Source organism: Paenibacillus sp. MSJ-34 (genome assembly GCF_018918005.1).
Classification (GTDB): domain Bacteria; phylum Bacillota; class Bacilli; order Paenibacillales; family Paenibacillaceae; genus MSJ-34.
Genome location: NZ_JAHLPR010000018.1, coordinates 81,160 through 98,949, shown reverse-complemented (window position 1 = coordinate 98,949; position 17,790 = coordinate 81,160). Strand labels below are relative to the sequence as shown.

The window sequence follows — 17,790 nt, the reverse complement described above, 5'->3', positions numbered from 1 at the left end:
GTCCATGTTCATCAAAGAAGATTCGTTTTAGCACGTTCGTCTCCATATCCTAACCTTACCAAAAACAAAAACGAGGCGGAAGCCCTGCCCACCCCAAAATTTTATAAATTCTATAATGTTAAGAAAAACCCCCGGACAAGTCCGGGAGCTTAGCCCTACCGCTTTAGCCGCAACGCTTAATCGCAAATATACACCCTCGCCTCATACGGCTTCAATACGAACCGTTCGCCGGGTACCGACCCGTCGGCCACGGGATAGTTCCCGATCAACAGACGGGCGCCCGCCGCGTCTACACCCGGTTGGGGCAGCCATTCCGGCTCGCCGTCGGAGAAGTTGAGGATGACCAGCAGCGTTTGTCCGCCCAGCTTGCGCGTATAGGCGACAATTTGGTCATGCTCGGGCAGCAGCATGCGGAAATCGCCGTACACAATAATGTCATGCTCCTGGCGCAGACGAATAAGCTGCCGGTAATAATGATAGATGGAGTTCGGATCGGATTGCTCCTTGCTTGCATGGATCGTCTTGTAATTCGGGTTGACCGCGAGCCATGGCGTGCCTGTCGTAAATCCGCCATGCGGGGCGTCGTTCCATTGGAACGGGGTGCGGGCATTGTCCCGCCCTTTGGCATAGATCGCCTCCATCACTTCCCGTTCGTCGGCGCCCTGCTCCATTTTCTCGCGATACATATTCAAGATTTCGATATCCCGATAGTCTTGAATCGAAGGGAAGCGGACGTTGGTCATCCCGATCTCTTCCCCTTGATAAATAAACGGCGTGCCTTGCTGCATATGCAGAAATGTCGCCAGCATCTTCGCGGATTCCACGCGATACTCGCCGTCGTCGCCGAAGCGCGACACCATTCGCGGCTGATCGTGATTATTCAAGTATAAGCTGTTCCAGCCTTTGCCCTGCAATCCGGTCTGCCATTTGTTGAAGACGGCCTTCAGATCGGCCAATTTCCACGGCTTCACATCCCATTTGTTCACGCCGGAATCAAGCTCCATATGCTCGAATTGGAACACCATGTTCAACTCGCCCCGCCCGGAAGACGTATACTTCACCGCTTCCTCGACCGTCGCACCCGGCATTTCTCCGACCGTCATCACATCGTACTTCGCCAGCACTTCCCGGTTCATCTCTTGCAGAAACTCATGGATGCGCGGCCCGTTCATGAAATATTGCCCGCCCCATTGATACCGGTCCGCGGATTCCTCTGCCGCATCGGGATACGACGTATCCTTGGAAATGAGATTGATGACATCCATACGGAATCCGTCGATGCCTTTATCCAGCCACCATGTCATCATATCGTAAATCTCCCGGCGCAGCTTCTCGTTCTCCCAGTTCAAATCCGGCTGTTTCTGCGAGAATAAATGCAAATAATATTCATCGGTCTGCTCGTCAAGCTTCCAGGCGGATCCGCCGAAGAACGACACCCAATTGTTCGGTTCCCGTCCATCCCGTCCATCCCGGCCTTCTCCGCCTTCTCCGCCTTCCCGTCCCGGACGCCAAATATAATAGTCCCGCTTTGGATTGTCCTTGGACGAACGCGCTTCGACGAACCAGGCATGCTCGTCCGACGTATGGTTCACGACCAAATCCATAACGAGCCGAATGCCGCGCCGGTGGGCTTCCTGCAGCAGTTCCTCCCAATCTTCCATCGTCCCGAACTCGTCCATAATCGCTTGATAATCGCTAATATCGTATCCGTTGTCGTCATTGGGCGAAGCGTACACCGGACTGAGCCAAATAATGCCGATTCCCAGTTCCTTTAAATAATCCAGCTTGGAGACGATCCCCTGCAAATCGCCGATTCCGTCCCCGTTGCTATCCATAAAACTGCGCGGATAAATCTGATAGACGACGCTTTCCTTCCACCATTTCCGTTCCAAATCCATCTCTCCCCGTAATCAACTGTCAACTTTTTGCTTAAGTTCGATCGCCAATAGATTCCACACGTCCAGCGCAGGAAGCGTCGCTTCCAGCGTCTTGCCTCGCAAACTGTCGGTAATCTTGTATTCGACCGGCTCCGGTCTGCCCATATTGCGATCCGGCGACATCAGATAGACCGCCTCGACCTCCCGCTCGAGCAGCACCTTCACATGGATATCCGCCGCCGGATGCGGCTTATTCTTGCCTTCGTTCCACAAATCTTCCTCGTTATTGGTCAGATTGATGAAGCTGATCGTTTTCACATCGGCATTCTCCCGCACGATCGTCCATACTTTGCCCGGTTCGCCGTACGTGCTGTAGTCTACATTTTCAAACACATACTCCAAATTGTCGCCGTCCACATGCGTCATGGACACGTCGCGAAGCGAGTCGTGGTACAGCAGATTGGCATACCGAATGTTGAAATCGTAATAATCGCGTATTTTGCGCAAAAAGTCCGGTTCCGTCTGCGTATAATCCACATAGTACGCCTGAGTCAGCACGCCGCCGTTCTCCCCAAGCAACAAATGATATCCGCCGTGAGATGCAATGACCGCGGTCATGAGCAATGCCGAATATTGCGCGCGAACAGGCGTATCCAGGCGGAAAGGCTGCAAGTACGCCGCCAGTATGACCGGCTTGCCCTCGCCGTAATGTTGGGCCCAGCGCAATATTTGTTGAATATGATGGTAACGCTCATACGGCTTCCATACTTCGATATAGATCGCGTCCTGGCCGGCCGGAGCGACCGTATCGACAGGCCAGTTGCCGACATTGTTGAAGATGAGGCCAATATCGTTCTTGACCTTTACCAATTCGCTTCTTGTTTCATCGATAAAGCTTGGAAAATGCTCTTCCAGCCTCACCACGCGCTCCGAATCCGGACCGTCCAGCTTCGAAATTCCCGTTTTCGGAAACCCGTACGTATCCAAATGAATGCCGTCGAAATCGACCTCCTCGATCGTCCGTCGGTATTCGCCAATGATATGATCGCGCCACGGCGACTTTTCCTCGATATTCATAATGGTGAAAATTTGAATAAAATCATATTCTTTGCCGTCGCTTTGATACAGCGCCCAATCGCGATGCCGTTCGAAGAAGGGCTTGCTCGCCGCATAGATCGCGCCATAAGCGATCGCCTTCATGCCGAAGCCGTGGCATAACGCCACCTTCTCCTTCACGACGTCCAAATTCAACGTACGGCCCATCAAATCGGTATATTCGCTTTGCTCGCATACGAGATCGTCATGCTTATACATCCAATCGTAGAATTGCACCAGGTTGAGATGAAGCTTGTTCATCCAGAGCACATCTTCCCCATCGCCCAGTTCACTCGTATAAAAATCGCTCAAAAATCCGTACCGCGTCGATTTGCGCCAATCGGACACGACGTCGAAGGCGGTCGAAGCGGTCCAGCGCCGTTCCTCTCCTTCCGCCAGGAAGACGTCCACGCCGTACCCGTTGAACTCCGCCGTCTGCGGACTAAGCGGTACCGTCATTTTCCGTTCTTCCCCCGCAGACATGACAACCTCTTGCACGACCCGCTCTACCGTCCGGTTCAGCCAGCAGACTTTGATTTCGAGCCGCCATGTTTTCGCTTCGTTCGCTTCATTATGCAGTTCTACGGCAATATCAACCGGTTGCCCGCTCCTGAATTGCGCCAACACCGGGTATACATCTTTAATCAACAAAATCCTCTCCTATCCCTTCACAGCACCTGCTGTAATTCCTTTAATAAAATATTTCTGGAACATGAGAAACGCGATCACCGCGGGAGCCAGCCCGATCATCGCCGCTGCCGCCATCAAGTTCCAATCCGCGCCGTATTTCTGGAAAAACATCGACACGGCCAGCGGAATCGTCCGCACTTGCTCTTTCTGCAAGAAAAAGACCGATTGCGCATAGTTATTCCATATCCCCAACCCCGACAGGATGACGATCGAAGCCGTAATCGGCTTAAGGAAATGAAACGTCACCCGCCAAAAAGCGCTGAAATAGGTGCAGCCGTCGATAATGGCCGATTCCTCCACCTCGCGCGGCAAGGCTTTAATGAAACTGGTGTACAAAAACACCGATAACGGCAGCCCGTTCGCCGCCAACAGCAAAATCATCGCCCAAAGCGTATTGATGCCGCCGATCGATCTCATTAACGTATACAAAGGCACGGTAATAATAATCGCCGGAACCATCATGCATACGAGCAGCACATTGAAAATAAGCATATTGACTTTATGCGGAAAACGGGCGATCGAATAACCGGCCGCACTTGCCAGCCCCAGCATGACGGCGAGCGCCCCGATCGTAATGATCAGCGAATTGACGATGGCCGTGCCGATGTTGGACACCCGCCAAGCTTCGATATAATTGCTGAAATGAAAATCCGGCAGCAGCAAGACGCCGTCGAACAACGTCCGGGATGGCGTATTTAACGACAGATAGAACAAAACGTAGAACGGAATTAACGCTAATATGCAAATGACCGCGACGGCCGCATATTTCAATATGACACCTATCGATTTCATCATCGTCCCCCCCATTACATCTCGACTTCTTTATTTTTGGTGAGCCATAGAAACAAGGAAACCGGGATAATAATGATCAAGAACAAAATTAACGCCACGGCAGTCGAATATCCGGTAAAGCTTCCGTATTGCATGCGCATAATATATAAGCTGAGCGTTTCCGTACTGTAGCCGGGACCGCCGTCCGTCAACGCCACAACGATGTCGAATACGGAGAGCGAGCCGATAATGTTGGTCACCACATTGATTTTGATCGAAGGGTACAGCATCGGAATGGTTACGTTCCATAACGTCGACCAAGCCCCAGCGCCGTCGATTTTGCTCGCTTCGTACAGTTCGGAAGGAATCGATTGCAGTCCCGCCAAATAAACGATCATCGTCATGCCGACGAATTGCCAAACGTTGACGATAATGAGCACGATAAGCGCGCTCGAACTGTCGCCCAGCCAGTTGCTTTTCAGAAATTCTATATAGAACTGCTCCCCGAGATGATACAGAAACCCTCTTTGCGGCTGTAAAATAAAATACCAAATATACCCCATAATGAGCGGGCTGATTACCGCTGGCAAATATACGATCGCTCTTACCATCCCTTTGCCCGCCAATTTGCGATCAAGCAGCAGAGCATACAATAATCCGAAAATATTCAGCAAAGGCGCGCAGCCGAGCGCAAACAGGAGCGTCGTCATCATATCGTGCGTCGCTCGGTCGTCCCGGAAAAAATCGGAAAAATTCCTGAGCCCGACAAAATTCGCTGCCGATATCCCGTTGGAATCGGTCAAGCTGATGCCTACGCCTTTCGCCAACGGATAGATGAAAAAGAAAGCAAACAATACAATGGCCGGAATTGCCATAAACTTATGCAAATTGTTGTTCACCGCACGTAAAAACCCCATGGTTTACCTCTCCTTAAAACCAGGCTAAAAAAGAAACGGAAGGGATGCCGCATCGCCCGCTGCCGGACGTTTGCCTCCCCCTTCCATCCTCCCTCTTATCTGTTGTTCGCTTGCCAAGCTTTATTCCATGTGTCTTGGAACGCCTGGGCAAATTCCAGCGAGCTCTTATATTTGCCGACCAACAATTCCTGCACCATGCGTCCCGCATCGTCTCCGGAGAATCCGGACGGCCAATCCGTGAACGCGATCGCCGCGCTCGATTCCAGCGCCTGCGCCGCCGCGTCTTTGAGCGGTCCCCAATCGGCATCGACATCCGTGAACGCTGCCGGCGATTTCAACGCTTCGCTATATATCTTCAAATTTTCCGGCTGAAACAGGAAGTCCAGAAACTTCTTCGCTTCTTCCGGATGCTTCGATTCCGCCGTAATCGCATAAGCCGAATCTTCCGCCGACAGGACGACAGGCTTCAAGCCGTCTACCACCGAAGGAATCGCAGCGAATCCGATGTTGTCTTGGAAATCCGGCGCCATCTTGAGCAAGTCGCCCATGACCCACATGCCTTGAATGATCATGGCGGCCTTCCCTTGCACGAACGCCTCTTTCTGATTGTCGTACGTCGCCGTAATCGCGTCGCCGTTGATCAATCCTTCGTCCTTAAGCTCCGTCAGACGCTGGGCGAACATATCCATCGCGCCTTGCGGCTCGCCGAATTGAAGCTGGCTTTCGTCGTTATTGATAAACGCCTTCTTCGCTTCCAAGACGCCTTTCTCTTGCTTGACCGGGCCATGGGCGACGAACTCAACCAATTGCCCTAACGTCCAAGATTCTTTGCCGGCCAGGAACAGCGGCACCACATCGGGACGCTTCTCTTTGATCACCGCAAGATTCGCCTTGAATTCCTCCCACGTATTCGCCGGCTTCAAATTCAACTCGTCAAACAATTGCTTATTGTAGAATATCCCGCCCATCGTTACATTGGACGCGGCTTTGTAATGCTTCCCGGTTTTGACGTCGGCCGTCAGCTCCTGAATGGAAGGCAGAACGCGCGGCCAGAACGGCTCGTCGGATAGGTCCAAATATTGTCCCTGATCGATATATTCTTGGGATACGACCGTCGTAATGTCCGGCACGTCTCCCGAAGCCAATTTCACTTTAAATACGTTGCTTGCGTCTTTTTGAAATTCTTGCTCTACTTCGATCCCCGGATTTTCCGCTTCAAACTTGGCGATCAATTCGTTCATCAGATCGACCGTTTCCACTTTGCCGGTGAAAAATTGCAATGTCACATTCGCCTTTTTGCCGGGCTCGGCTTGATCCGCGCTTCCCCCGCCCCCGCATCCGGCTGCCAGAATAATGACAAGCGCCAGGATTAATGATAATGACAAAAATCGTTTCATCTTCGATGTCCTCCTAAGTCTCTTCAAACCGAAGGGATATGGATTGGCCAATCCTTCTACTCCTTATGTTAAGGTACATTGCCGGCTGGCGAAACACCGGCTTTTTTAGATCGAAGTACTGTTTTTTCATATTTGTTGAAAGACGGACGGCATATTCTTTACACTGTTCATAAGAGGTGATCGGGCATGAAGCGTTTGAAGTCATACCGCAACTGGAGCATTCGGGCCAAACTATTATTTTTCACCGCGATTTTCGTGCTCGTCTCCGTATTCGTAGTCTCAGTCTTATCCTATTTAAAATATACGAACGACTTCCAGCGGCAAGCCGCCAACCAGGTGCAGCAAACGATCGAGCAAGTATCCATGAACGTCAGCACCTACCTGGACGAATTATTCCGCCTGTCGCTGTCGCCGTACCGCAACAACGAAGTGATGGAATCGCTCGAACATCAACATCCGCTCGACAGTCTGGAACAGCTCTATAAACGGAGATTGCTGGAAAACTATTTGGATGAAATTATGATCTATCCGCGGAAAGATATTTTGCGCGTCTTCATCCTAGCGGACGACATATACTTTAGCGGGCGGTTCCCGTTGTCGATCGATACGAGCGTGCCATTCCAGGATTATCCGTGGTTTCAAAAAGCGTTGACGACGAAGGACCCGATTTTCGTTCCGGCGCAGCAGCAGCATATGGTGAAGAATGATAAAGCGGAAGTATTCTCCATCGTCAAACAGCTGCGCAGCATCGACCATACGAATAAAATTTTGGGCGCGATCAAGGTCGACGCCAATTATGAAGGCATTCGGAACATCTCGGAAAAAGTTAACGTCGGGCAAAAAGGCAGCTTCTTCATCATGGACCGGCAGCGCAACATCGTGTACGCCAACGAGCGGAACCGGGAGCTGCTGGACGAATACCGGCATCTTCCCGTCAAGGAGCAGCCTTTCGTGACGACCGACCGAAACCGCAGGCAAATTCTAGTCAATTCCGCCGACATTCCGAAGGTCGAATGGACGATCGTCGCCGTGAACTCGCTCGATGAGCTCAACCGGCATTCGGTGCAAACGAGAAATACGGCTTTCCTCTTCGCCGTACTCTGTTCGCTGCTCTCCATTTTGTTGCTCGCCTTCTTCGTAAGACGGTTTCTGCATCCGCTGCTGCAAATCGTCCGGTTAATGAAACGGGTGGAGCAAGGACAGTTGGACGTCCGCTACCCGGATCCGGGCCCGGATGAAATCGGATATTTAGGCACGTCCTTTAACGCGCTCATCGATAAAGTGAACGACATGCTGCGTACCAATACGGAGCTTGTCAAGGAAGTGTACGAGGCCAAGCTGCTGCAGCAAGAGGCGCAAATTAACGCGCTGCAAAGCCAAATTCGCCCGCATTTCATCTTCAACACATTGAATATGATCTCGCTGCTCATGCAGAGCGACCAAGAGGAGAAGGCGCTGAAGCATATTCATCAGCTCAGCTTCATGCTTCGGAGCATGACGACTTGGGACAAGGAAGTGACGATCAAGCGGGAGATCGAATTGCTGCGCGCATACTTGGACATTCAATGCAGCCGGTTCGAGGATCGGCTGGCGTACCGTATTGCGATCGACGATCGCTTGCTGCAAGCGCTCATTCCGCCGTTTATTTTCCAGCCGATTGTCGAGAATGCCGTCGTGTACGGTTGCGAAGCGAAACGGGGCCAAACGACGATTCGAGTGGATGCGCGGCAAACGGAAGAACAGATCGTCTTCCTCGTCGAAGATGACGGGAAAGGCATGAGCGAGGAGCAGCTCCGATCGTTGCAGAAGAAACTGCAAGGCGGATTGCCTTCGCCGGAAGAGCGGCTGCCGGATACGCCCATGAAGCCAGGGAACGGCGCCGGGATCGGCCTTGTCAATATCGATAAGCGGATCAAAATGAAATACGGCCCCGCATACGGTCTCGAAGTGAACAGTACGCCGGGGCAGGGGACGTTGGTGAAAATCAAATTCCCTGCAACGATCGCAAAAAAGGATGGTCCTCATGTATAGCATATTAGTGGTCGACGACGAGAAATTGACGCGAGATTTCCTGCAAACGAACATTCCCCGCTGGAAGGAACGGTGGGAGGTCCGCTCCGTCGCGATCGACGGGCGTGACGCTTGGGAAATGATGCAGCAGGAGCGGTACGATCTGGTCATTACCGATATTAAAATGTCGGAGATGGACGGTTTGGAGCTATGCCGTCTGATTGCCGCCCGGTTTCCGCAGCAGAAAATCATTATTCTCTCCGGGTACGACGAATTTCCGCTCGCGCAGGAAGCGATTCGTTACGGGGTCGACAATTATTTATTAAAGCCGATTCTGAAGGAAGAGTTGACGCAGGCGCTGGACATGATCGAACGCGAGCTCGAACAGTCGTCCACCAACGAACTGGCGCTGCAAGCGATGAAGAGCGTGTCGGAAATGACGCATAAGCAAGTGATCAAGCAGTTTCTGGCTGCGGCAGCCACCGGCAACGATATCGACGTCAAAACGCTGCATCCCCTTATGTACAGATTAAAGGTCAATCTGATCGAGGCGGATGCCGCCGTTATGGTGCTGGCCTTGGACGAGAATGTGCTGCTCGCCCAATCGGGCGCCGCGTCCGACAGCTCCGTCTTCCGGTTTATTGTGCGCCAAATGGCGGAGGAACTCGCGGAGGAGCTTGGACTCGGCATCGTCTTCAACGATACGGAACAGAATACTTGCGTATTCGTGACGGGAGAGGACGAACGACATATTGCGGCGAATTGCCGCCGGCTTTATGAACCGTTGTCCGAGGCGCTGCTTCGCCATACGAAGCTGACAATTACCGGGGCGATCGGCACGGCCGTTAGCGACGTATTGCAATTGGACGTTTCGTACCGGCATGCCCGGGACGGCATTCAAATGCGGTTGATTCATGGAACGGGGAAGCTGTACGGTTACGACGCCGATCCCGGGCATACGTCGCGGGACCAGGCGCTGATCCGCGAGATCGATCATTGTCTCCTGAATATTGGCGCCGCCCTGCGCGAACCGGACGAATGGGCTTATCTCGCGCCATTGCGCCAATATGCCGACTGCATCGAACCGGTCGGCGTTCGGCAAGCGCAATTGTTCGGCATTGCGATGATTCGGTATGTCGAATCCGTCCGGACCGACAAGCTGCCGGAACAGACGGAAGCGGCCATCAACGCGCTGAAGAAATTGGCGATCTATAACGACCGCCTGACTCGAGAAAATGTAGTGGACATTTTCAAGGAAGCTTTGCAACGGTTGCGCGGCGGCCACGCTCCGAACGGATGGGACGAGCAGGATATGGTCGCCCGGGCGAAAGCTTATATATGCGAACATTACGGCGAGCCGATCAGCCTCGCCCTCATCGCCGAGAAAATCGGCGTCTCTTCCGCTTATTTAAGCAGCGTCTTCAGCCAGCGCCATCAAGAAGGGTATATCAAATTCCTGACCCGAGTCCGCATGGAACAAGCCGCCAAGCTGCTCAAGCAATCCAGCCGCCACAAAATCGCCGACATCGCGGCCAAGGTCGGATATTTAAGCTCGAAACATTTCTCGCATGTCTTCAAGCAGCATTACGGCATGCCGCCAGGGGAGTTTCAGGAGAAGTACCGTTCGTCATGATGTGGAGTGAGAGCCGGTTGGGTTGGTCCCTTTCGTTACAAAAATTTTTTGCAACGAAATTCAATCCGATCCGTAGAAGTATGTTAGGGGCAAAAAGTATTTGCAATCATCGCCCCGGAAACGAGGATTTTACCATATGAGCCCGAAACGAATCATTATCGTCAGTACGATGGCGGTCGCCATAGCCATTGGCGTCGTGTGGAATGAAGAAACGAACGCCGCGGCGATTGGCGATAAATATAGCACTTGTTGCAAATTCAAAGGAGCCGATCAAAGGACTCAAGACGCTGACGCACAGAATCAACTGCAGCAAGTGCTTGGCGCCGCATCGGATGAAGAAATCTATGACGACCTGTATAACGGCAAATCATTGGCGGACATCGCCGCAAGCAACGATGCGGATGTGCAGAACGTGATCGATCTGCAAGTCGCCGAATTAACGGAGCAACTGGACATGCGCCTCGCTAGCGGAAGCCTCTCTCCCGACGCCTATGAAGCGTACATATCGGAAGTATCCGAGATCATTACGCAGAGCGTCTACGGCGGAGCCGTCCCAAGCGGCTCGATTTAACCTAAATACTTTGCGCGAGGAAACAAAACAAGGACCTTTCGAGAACCTTTCAAGGTTCTTTTTTGTTGCCAACGCTCACTGTCTTCTATCCTTGCGGGGGTCCTCCTCTCGCTTCTATCCTTGCGGGGTTCGCCCCTTTCGTTTTCTATCCTTGTGGGGAGCCTCCCCTTTTTCGTTATGCGGCGGGGGCGATATCCCCCTTTTTTCCGCCTTCTGTCGATATCCCCGTCGCTCAGGATATAAGGTACAAAAGGAATTCACGTACCAGCTACCATTTGAAATGAATATTTCGGGCGCCTCAACAGGACAGACATGCACAACATTTGTCCACAGCCGATGTAAAATGAAACAATGACAATCCAATTAAAGAAATGAAACGCTTCTCAAACTAGGATGCGATTTGATAATGAGTCATGCCCGATTCAGCGTCACTGCCGACAAGCTCCCGATAAGTAATCGTTCGAGACTTCACACAGCTATCAAACAGCGGTTTGAGCAGAGACTGCCGGAAATGATTAAACATATAGCAAAATTGATTTAGATAAGCTTGCAAATGTTTGCTGCCAATCCCTCCAAACAAAGCTGCCAACCATTTCTCCGCTTCCCACGCAAGTGAGATCAATCTGAGGTTGCGCCTGCGCCCCGTACAGCGCGTTACAACGGCATGGGCTGCCGCTTTCCTTTCCACATGACGATCGATAAAACCTTCAACCGAAAAAGGCGTATAGGGGTCTTTGATTTTTTCTTTCTTTTGCTTCTCTATTTTCAACTTGAGGATGGTTCCGTTGTCGTCCGTCGAGACACCGACCAAAAGAGGTTGTTCCGGCACGTGCCATGACCAAAAGGGCGGCGTAATCCGTCTTGCATAGATGGCCTCCGAAATGCGAACCAGCCCGGACAACAGCTCCGCCGATTCGGTTTGAGACATGGCATGCCGAAGCTTATGGCAGATCAGCCAAGCCGTTTTGTAGGTGACCTCAATGATCCGGGCTAATTGGACCGCGTTGACGCTCTCCGGCCGGGAATGAAGATAGATCGCCTGAAACCATTTGTGCAGCGAAGTGCGGCTGCCTTCCATGACCGTCCCCGCAATAAGCGAGGTCTGCGCTCTGCAGCTTTGACACTCGTATAAAGGAAGTCTGCGGGTCATAATGACGTAAGCGCCGGGATGCTGACACCGGGGGCAGCGAAAGCCGTCCGGCCATCGCATCTCGAACCATGCTTGTACACACGTCTCTTCCTTCTCATAATAGGCTGAGAACGCTTCAAAGGATAACAACTCGGTCATGGAATAACCTCCCGTCACAATAATGGAAACCTACGTTCCCTTTCATTATATCAAACATATGTTCTGTATACAATCTCTATTTTTATTTTTTTGGAAGAAAAACTAGTTCGCCTTTGCCGAATTAAAGTCTTCCCTGCTTGAATATATGAACGAAACAGTTATTCTGCAGCTCTCTGAGCGAAGGGGATTTCGACAGAAGGGGACGGAAGGAGATGGTGCGGACGAAAACTCAGGATCGACAACCCAGGGCCGATGACGAAACAGTTATTCTCCAGCTTTCTGAACGAAGGGGATTTTGACAGAAGGGGAAAAAATCATGAGTATGGGGGGGATACAACATGCAAATGCCCGATTTTAACGCCAAAAAAACCTCCATCTCCAAACGCCACCTAGGTGCGAAGTGGATTGGAGGTTTTCTCGTCATCCGTTCATGTCTTCAAATAAACGAAGCGTACAACCGGTTCAATTCCGCCAACGTCGCGGATTCGGAGAGCGGCCGCCCCGCCAACGAGCGCTCCAACGCTTCGTGAAGAATGACGCCGGCTTGCTCCTGATAAGCGGGAAACGCCGGATGTCTCGGTCTCATGTAACTGTTCTCCATCGTTCGGCGCGTGGCAACGAAGAAATCGCCGCAGTCCCCGTTGATCCGCTCATCCGTCCAGGCCGCCGCATGCCCCGGTTGCCCGCCCGCCTCATAATAGATCGTGCGCTGCACTTCGGGGCTGGCAACGAACATCGCGTACCGAACGGCAACGGGAATATGTTCCGAACGGGCCGAGACGGCGATCCCAACTCCGCCCAGTAACGCTTGCTCGGGTGCGCCCGTCATCGAAGGAATATCGGCGAACCGCAACCGGCGGCCCGCGCAGCTCGCTCTGGCATAGTTCGTATATCCGAAGGCGAGCGGCACGTACGCGATCTCGTCCGTGGACGACATCCGGTCGTACATTTGGATCGGATTCGAAGCGAGCGAGCATTCATGAAGCAGCGGAAGCATTCCGTCAAGGAAGGCGAGCGCAGCTTCTCCGGTCGTGCGCGGTATGCCGGCCGCTTCGTCGAAGAACGACGCCCCTCCGATGTTGGCGCATAGCGACAGGAAGCTGCACATCGCATCCGTCGGACAGAGGGGCCAGCCGATCTTGCGGCCAGAAGGCAAGGCATCGGCCAGCTTGCGCACTTCCGTCCAGGTCGACGGAAGCTTATACCCCTGCAGCAGGTCGGGCCGATACGAAGACACCTGCGCCGCGGCATCGACCGCGAGCGCCCATTGGCGGCCGCCCCATTGGTAACTCCGATGGCTCGGCCCTACGCTGCCTTCGGATTGATCGGCGAGGTAATCCGCCGGAATCCAATCGTCCAGCGGAACAAGCACGCCATTCGCCGAGCAGATGCCAACATGAGGATGATCGATCATAAGAAGATCGTATTCCTGCGCCAGCGCGTCCACCGGGTAATCCCCGAAGTCTTTCAACGACCGGCGGTCCCAATGAATCGTTACGTCCGGATAGTGCGCGGCAAACCGTTCGGTCGTTCGCAGCAGCGGATCGTACCCCCGCTCGTGATCCCATGTCATGCCCTTGAGCGCAATCACGTCAGATCACCCCTTTGCCTTTCATGCCGGCAATGCTGGCGCTGTCATACCCAAGCTCTCTCAATATTTCCTCGTTATGCTCGCCGACAAGCGGAGGATGTCGAACGATTTCGCCCGGGGTTTCGCTGAATTTGACCGGGATATTGACCGTCTTCACCTCGCCCGCGGTAGGATGTTGATAGCTCGTAAACGCCTGCAAATGAACGGCTTGCGGATCCTGTTCGACTTCCAGATGGTTCTTGACTTCGGATACCCACATATCGCGTTCCAGCATTTTCTCGACCCAATAGGCGGTTGGCCGTTTCACCACGCTCGCTTGAATGCGGTAGAACACCTCGTCCCGTTTATCGTACAGCGTGTCGGGATCGTTATATTCGTTCAGCCCTTCGTCTTCCAACACTTCCGCCAGTATCGGAATCGGGTTGACCGAGATGCATACATAGCCGTCCGAAGTCCGGTATATGCCGAACGGCGCCGACTGTCCCGGGTGGGCGATTCCCGACAGCGGGCGTTCGAACAACCGTCCCGAATTGAGCGTTACCGCGAATTCTTGAAGCTGATGGGTAAGCAAGCATTGGAACAGATTGATATCGATCTTCTGCCCTTTGCCTGTCCGCTCCCGATAATAGAGGGCGGATAGCAATCCGTATACGATATTGTAGGCGCCCAACTGATCGGCGATGCCCGTCCCGAGCGGCGTCGGATCGGCATCTTTGCGACCGGTCAGCGTTGTCAGACCGCTAAGGCATTGAATCATCAGATCTTGGCCCGGCCGCTCCGCGTACGGTCCGTCCTGCCCGTAACCGGTGCTGGAACAGTAAATGATGCGGGGATTGATTTTCTTGAAATCCTCATAGCCGAATCCCAGCTTCTCCATCACGCCCGGCCGGAAATTTTCGATGACGAAATCGCATTCCCGTACCAGCCTATAAATGACGTCCTTCGCTTCCTGCGACTTCAAGTCGAGCGCGAGAGAGCGCTTGTTCCGGTTGAACGCCAGAAAACAAGGCGACTCCGTTCCCCCCACCCAATATTTCAGGAAAGACCATGCGCGGTAGCTATCGCCGCTTCCTTTCCGTTCGACTTTGATGACGTCCGCTCCCAGATCGCCGAGCATTTGCGTCGCGAAAGGGCCTTGCAGCAAATGGGTAAAATCCAGAACTTTAATGCCTTTGAGTGCCTTCTCCATGTCTTCCATCCTTTCATCTTGCATATCGGGAGCCTTCTGCGGAGGGAAGCCTTGCTCCTTGCTTACTCCTTGTTTGCTCCTTGCTCGCTTCTTGCTCGCTTCGAGCTTCTCCTTCCATCGATTCCGCCTGCCACGACCATTCCATCCGGCGCCGTTCTCCCGCTTGAAGCCCCGCCGCCCCCGTCCATTTCGGCGGCAGGGGCGAATTATTCGCATCCGAGATGCAGCTCCAAGGTTCAAGCGACAACGCGTTCATCCAAGCCGGTTTGAAGACGATGAGATAAGGAAATCCGCGATCGTAGTCGAACCGGATCCGCAAGTTATCCTCTTTGCGGAAGATCTCGCAATGTCTTGCGTCTTCTTTCATCCTGAACACGAAATGATCTACATCTTTCGGCAGCCGATCCAACGTCAACTCTTCACCCATCTCTTCGCATAAGCCGGTACGAACGGGCATCCGGCGACAGACTCCGTCCGCGTCGGCGAAATACTGCAACGCGGCATCCGCCTTGAACGCAACTTCCTCCGCCGCACCGCGAAACGCGAAATACGGATGCAGGCCGAAACCGAACGGAACTTCCTCCTCGCCCTCGTTGGCCGCCTCGATCGTTCCGAAGACCCGCTTGCCGCACAAGCGCCAAGTCATGCGAAGCGCGACGGAATGCGGGTAATAAGCGGGCGAAGCTTCCGTCCGCTCGAAACGGAACTCCGCCGTCGCCGAGGCGCTCCCCTCTTGGTCCGCCTCCAGCGATACGACGTTCCATGGCCGCATGCGAATCTCGCCGTGCAGATGATGGATTCCCTCATGCACCGGATACGCGTACGGCTTGCCGCGAAACGCAAACGCCCCGCGAGCGATGCGGCCCGGCGGCCATAACAGGGGAACCCCGAATTCGGACGAGCGCAGCGCAAGCGTCTGCCTGTCCGGAGGTCCTTCGATCGTTTCATGTCCTCCCAAGCGGCAGCGGATCATATTGAAGCCGACATCGGGCGCAATAATGGCAAGCGAGTCATGCTCCGTATCCGCAAGCACGATGGCGCGGCCGGAAGCGCCGGTTTCTTCGTAAGCCCGGAATCGCATAATCGTCCCACCTCGTCGCAAGCAATTTATTTGCCAATGAATACCGGATCGCGTTTCTCAACGAAAGCGGCAATGCCTTCCTGCGCGTCCCGGCTGTAGAAAAGACTCGCCAAATAGCTTCTGTCGTAAGCTTGGGCCGTTTCCAAACTGGCGTCGCGCCCCTCGTTCACGAGCTTCTTCAAGGCTTGCACGGCAAGCGGCGCTTTCTCCGCGATCTGTTGCGCAAGCGACGCGGCGGCAGGGAGCAACCGCTCCGGTTCCGTCACTTCATTGACGATACGCAGCTCCATGGCTTCCCCGGCGGACAAAAATCTCCCCGTCATGAGCATTTCCTTAGCCGCATAAGGGCCGACGGCGCGGAGCGCCTTCTGAATGCCGCCTCCGCCCGGAACAAGGCCCAGCTTCACTTCCGGCAGCCCGAACTTCGCTTTCTCCGAAGCGACGATCAAATCGCAGGCGAGCGCCAATTCGAACCCTCCGCCAAGCGCGTACCCGTTGACCGCGGCAACGACCGGCTTCGCGCATTCCTCGATCGCCCGGTACATGTCGCGCCCCTTGTTCTGAAACGCGAAGAAAGCGCCCAAGTCGAATCCGCTGTATTCCTCGATATCCGCCCCCGCCATGAACGCCTTGCCGGATCCGGTCAGTATCGCGGCGCGCACATCCGCTCGTTCGTGTATGCGGCGGAAGCAGTCCGTCAGCTCCGCCATCATGGCGCTGTTCATCGCGTTCAGCTTCGCCTCGCGCAGCAGCGTGAGCGTCGCGACCCCTCCGTCTTGCTCGACCTTGATATAGTCGTAATGATTCATGCTCATTGGTCATCCTCCTTTGCCGTTATTCGCCCCTGACCGACTGGCCGCCGTCCGCCGCGAACGTCTGGCCCGTAATAAACGAAGCGGCGTCGCTGCACAGAAACAGGACCAAATTCGCGACCTCTTCGGGCTGTCCGAATCTGCCGATCGGATGCGCTTCGTTCCAGAGCCGGATCAGCGCGTCGGGATCTTCCGCTTCCGCAAATATCCGCTCGTTCATCGGCGTCATAATCGTGCCCGGCGCCACGGCGTTGATGCGAATGCCCTGCCTCGCGTATTCCACAGCCGTCTGCCGCGTGAAGGCGAGAATGCCGCCTTTGGACGCGCTGTAGGCCGCCCATCCGACGAAGCCGTTCAGCGCCTGGGTCGACGCGCAATTGACGATCGCCCCTTTGCCTTGCCGCCGCATATAGGGGATCGCGTATTTGCACCCGCGAAATACGCCGCCCAAATTGATGTTCAACACCTTCTGCCAATCCGAATCGCTCGTCAGCGCAGCCTCTCCGGCTATTGCCACTCCGGCGTTGTTATATAGAAAGTCGAGCCTGCCCCGTAAGGAAAACGCCTGCTCCATCAGCCGCTTCATCTGCTCGTCGCTGCCGACGTCGACGGGAATGAAATGCGCGTCCGTGCCTTCCCCGCGCAGTTCGCTTTCCAGCAGCCGGCCGCGGGCCTCGTCCAGATCGGCGATGACCGTCGTCGCGCCCGCCGCCGCGAATCCGCGCACCGCCGCTTCGCCGATCCCTTTGGAACCTCCCGTCACGACGGCAACCTGTCCTTGAAATTGAAAAATCACGTTAGGCGTCAATCGGAACCTCTCCTTCTATCCGTGTTAGTATTCGATACTATCATGATAGCGGGTTCCCTC

General features: G+C 53.9%; 14 protein-coding genes. 3 read left to right on the top strand and 11 right to left on the bottom strand.

All coding sequences use genetic code 11. The features are described from left to right. Window positions 1-176 precede the first annotated feature (176 nt). From KQI79_RS11140 to KQI79_RS11120, 5 genes are all read right to left on the bottom strand, one after another. Entirely contained in the window at window positions 177-1,892 is a 1,716-nt protein-coding gene (locus KQI79_RS11140; RefSeq protein ID WP_216538306.1) for a glycoside hydrolase family 13 protein, read from the bottom strand. A gap of 18 nt (window positions 1,893-1,910) precedes the next feature. Beyond that, a complete protein-coding gene (locus KQI79_RS11135) occupies window positions 1,911-3,620 on the bottom strand; it encodes a glycoside hydrolase family 66 protein (protein ID WP_216538305.1) in 1,710 nt (569 codons plus the stop codon). A 12-nt stretch (window positions 3,621-3,632) separates the two neighbouring features. Then, window positions 3,633-4,457 (bottom strand): carbohydrate ABC transporter permease, encoded by an 825-nt coding sequence (locus tag KQI79_RS11130; RefSeq protein WP_216538304.1) that lies wholly within the window; start codon window positions 4,455-4,457, stop codon window positions 3,633-3,635. Between the two features lie 11 nt (window positions 4,458-4,468). Then, complete coding sequence (locus tag KQI79_RS11125) at window positions 4,469-5,350, bottom strand: carbohydrate ABC transporter permease (RefSeq protein ID WP_216538303.1); 882 nt, start codon at window positions 5,348-5,350, stop codon at window positions 4,469-4,471. A gap of 95 nt (window positions 5,351-5,445) precedes the next feature. After that, window positions 5,446-6,747, bottom strand: coding sequence for an ABC transporter substrate-binding protein (locus KQI79_RS11120; protein WP_216538302.1), 1,302 nt, complete (start codon window positions 6,745-6,747; stop codon window positions 5,446-5,448). A 186-nt stretch (window positions 6,748-6,933) separates the two neighbouring features. Between KQI79_RS11120 and KQI79_RS11115 the strand changes: the two genes are divergently transcribed. From KQI79_RS11115 to KQI79_RS11105, 3 genes are all read left to right on the top strand, one after another. After that, complete coding sequence (locus KQI79_RS11115) at window positions 6,934-8,778, top strand: sensor histidine kinase (protein WP_216538301.1); 1,845 nt, start codon at window positions 6,934-6,936, stop codon at window positions 8,776-8,778. Beyond that, on the top strand, window positions 8,771-10,390 hold the full coding sequence (locus KQI79_RS11110) for a response regulator (protein WP_216538300.1): 1,620 nt from the start codon (window positions 8,771-8,773) through the stop codon (window positions 10,388-10,390). Before KQI79_RS11115 ends, KQI79_RS11110 begins: the two co-directional genes overlap by 8 nt. Before the next feature lie 136 nt (window positions 10,391-10,526). Beyond that, window positions 10,527-10,961 carry a hypothetical protein gene (locus KQI79_RS11105; RefSeq protein ID WP_216538299.1) on the top strand — a complete coding sequence of 145 codons (435 nt, stop codon included), beginning with the start codon at window positions 10,527-10,529 and terminating at the stop codon, window positions 10,959-10,961. Between the two features lie 388 nt (window positions 10,962-11,349). Here the strand turns inward: KQI79_RS11105 and KQI79_RS11100 are convergent, their stop codons facing one another. The 6 genes from KQI79_RS11100 to KQI79_RS11075 form a co-directional block, all read right to left on the bottom strand. Continuing rightward, a complete protein-coding gene (locus KQI79_RS11100) occupies window positions 11,350-12,249 on the bottom strand; it encodes a transposase (protein ID WP_216538298.1) in 900 nt (299 codons plus the stop codon). 436 nt (window positions 12,250-12,685) lie between these two features. Further along, window positions 12,686-13,840 (bottom strand): ABC transporter substrate-binding protein, encoded by a 1,155-nt coding sequence (locus tag KQI79_RS11095; RefSeq protein WP_216538297.1) that lies wholly within the window; start codon window positions 13,838-13,840, stop codon window positions 12,686-12,688. 1 nt (window position 13,841) lies between these two features. Continuing rightward, window positions 13,842-15,053, bottom strand: a complete 1,212-nt coding sequence (locus KQI79_RS11090) for a CaiB/BaiF CoA transferase family protein (RefSeq protein ID WP_216538296.1) — start codon at window positions 15,051-15,053, stop codon at window positions 13,842-13,844. After that, window positions 15,043-16,110, bottom strand: a complete 1,068-nt coding sequence (locus tag KQI79_RS11085; RefSeq protein ID WP_216538295.1) for an aldose 1-epimerase — start codon at window positions 16,108-16,110, stop codon at window positions 15,043-15,045. The genes KQI79_RS11090 and KQI79_RS11085 overlap by 11 nt, the downstream gene beginning before the upstream one ends. A 26-nt stretch (window positions 16,111-16,136) precedes the next feature. Continuing rightward, on the bottom strand, window positions 16,137-16,925 hold the full coding sequence (locus tag KQI79_RS11080; RefSeq protein WP_216538294.1) for an enoyl-CoA hydratase/isomerase family protein: 789 nt from the start codon (window positions 16,923-16,925) through the stop codon (window positions 16,137-16,139). 19 nt (window positions 16,926-16,944) lie between these two features. After that, window positions 16,945-17,730 carry an SDR family NAD(P)-dependent oxidoreductase gene (locus tag KQI79_RS11075; protein WP_216538293.1) on the bottom strand — a complete coding sequence of 262 codons (786 nt, stop codon included), beginning with the start codon at window positions 17,728-17,730 and terminating at the stop codon, window positions 16,945-16,947. Window positions 17,731-17,790: the final 60 nt, after the last annotated feature.

Bases quoted from the DNA above. Each gene is read 5' to 3' on its own strand.
- KQI79_RS11130 (WP_216538304.1), bottom strand. From the start codon at position 4,457: ATGATGAAATCGATAGGTGTCATATTGAAATATGCGGCCGTCGCGGTC.
- KQI79_RS11100 (WP_216538298.1), bottom strand. From the start codon at position 12,249: ATGACCGAGTTGTTATCCTTTGAAGCGTTCTCAGCCTATTATGAGAAG.
- KQI79_RS11110 (WP_216538300.1), top strand. From the start codon at position 8,771: ATGTATAGCATATTAGTGGTCGACGACGAGAAATTGACGCGAGATTTC.
- KQI79_RS11090 (WP_216538296.1), bottom strand. From the start codon at position 15,053: ATGCAAGATGAAAGGATGGAAGACATGGAGAAGGCACTCAAAGGCATT.
- KQI79_RS11125 (WP_216538303.1), bottom strand. From the start codon at position 5,350: ATGGGGTTTTTACGTGCGGTGAACAACAATTTGCATAAGTTTATGGCA.
- KQI79_RS11115 (WP_216538301.1), top strand. From the start codon at position 6,934: ATGAAGCGTTTGAAGTCATACCGCAACTGGAGCATTCGGGCCAAACTA.
- KQI79_RS11085 (WP_216538295.1), bottom strand. From the start codon at position 16,110: ATGCGATTCCGGGCTTACGAAGAAACCGGCGCTTCCGGCCGCGCCATC.
- KQI79_RS11105 (WP_216538299.1), top strand. From the start codon at position 10,527: ATGAGCCCGAAACGAATCATTATCGTCAGTACGATGGCGGTCGCCATA.
- KQI79_RS11080 (WP_216538294.1), bottom strand. From the start codon at position 16,925: ATGAGCATGAATCATTACGACTATATCAAGGTCGAGCAAGACGGAGGG.
- KQI79_RS11120 (WP_216538302.1), bottom strand. From the start codon at position 6,747: ATGAAACGATTTTTGTCATTATCATTAATCCTGGCGCTTGTCATTATT.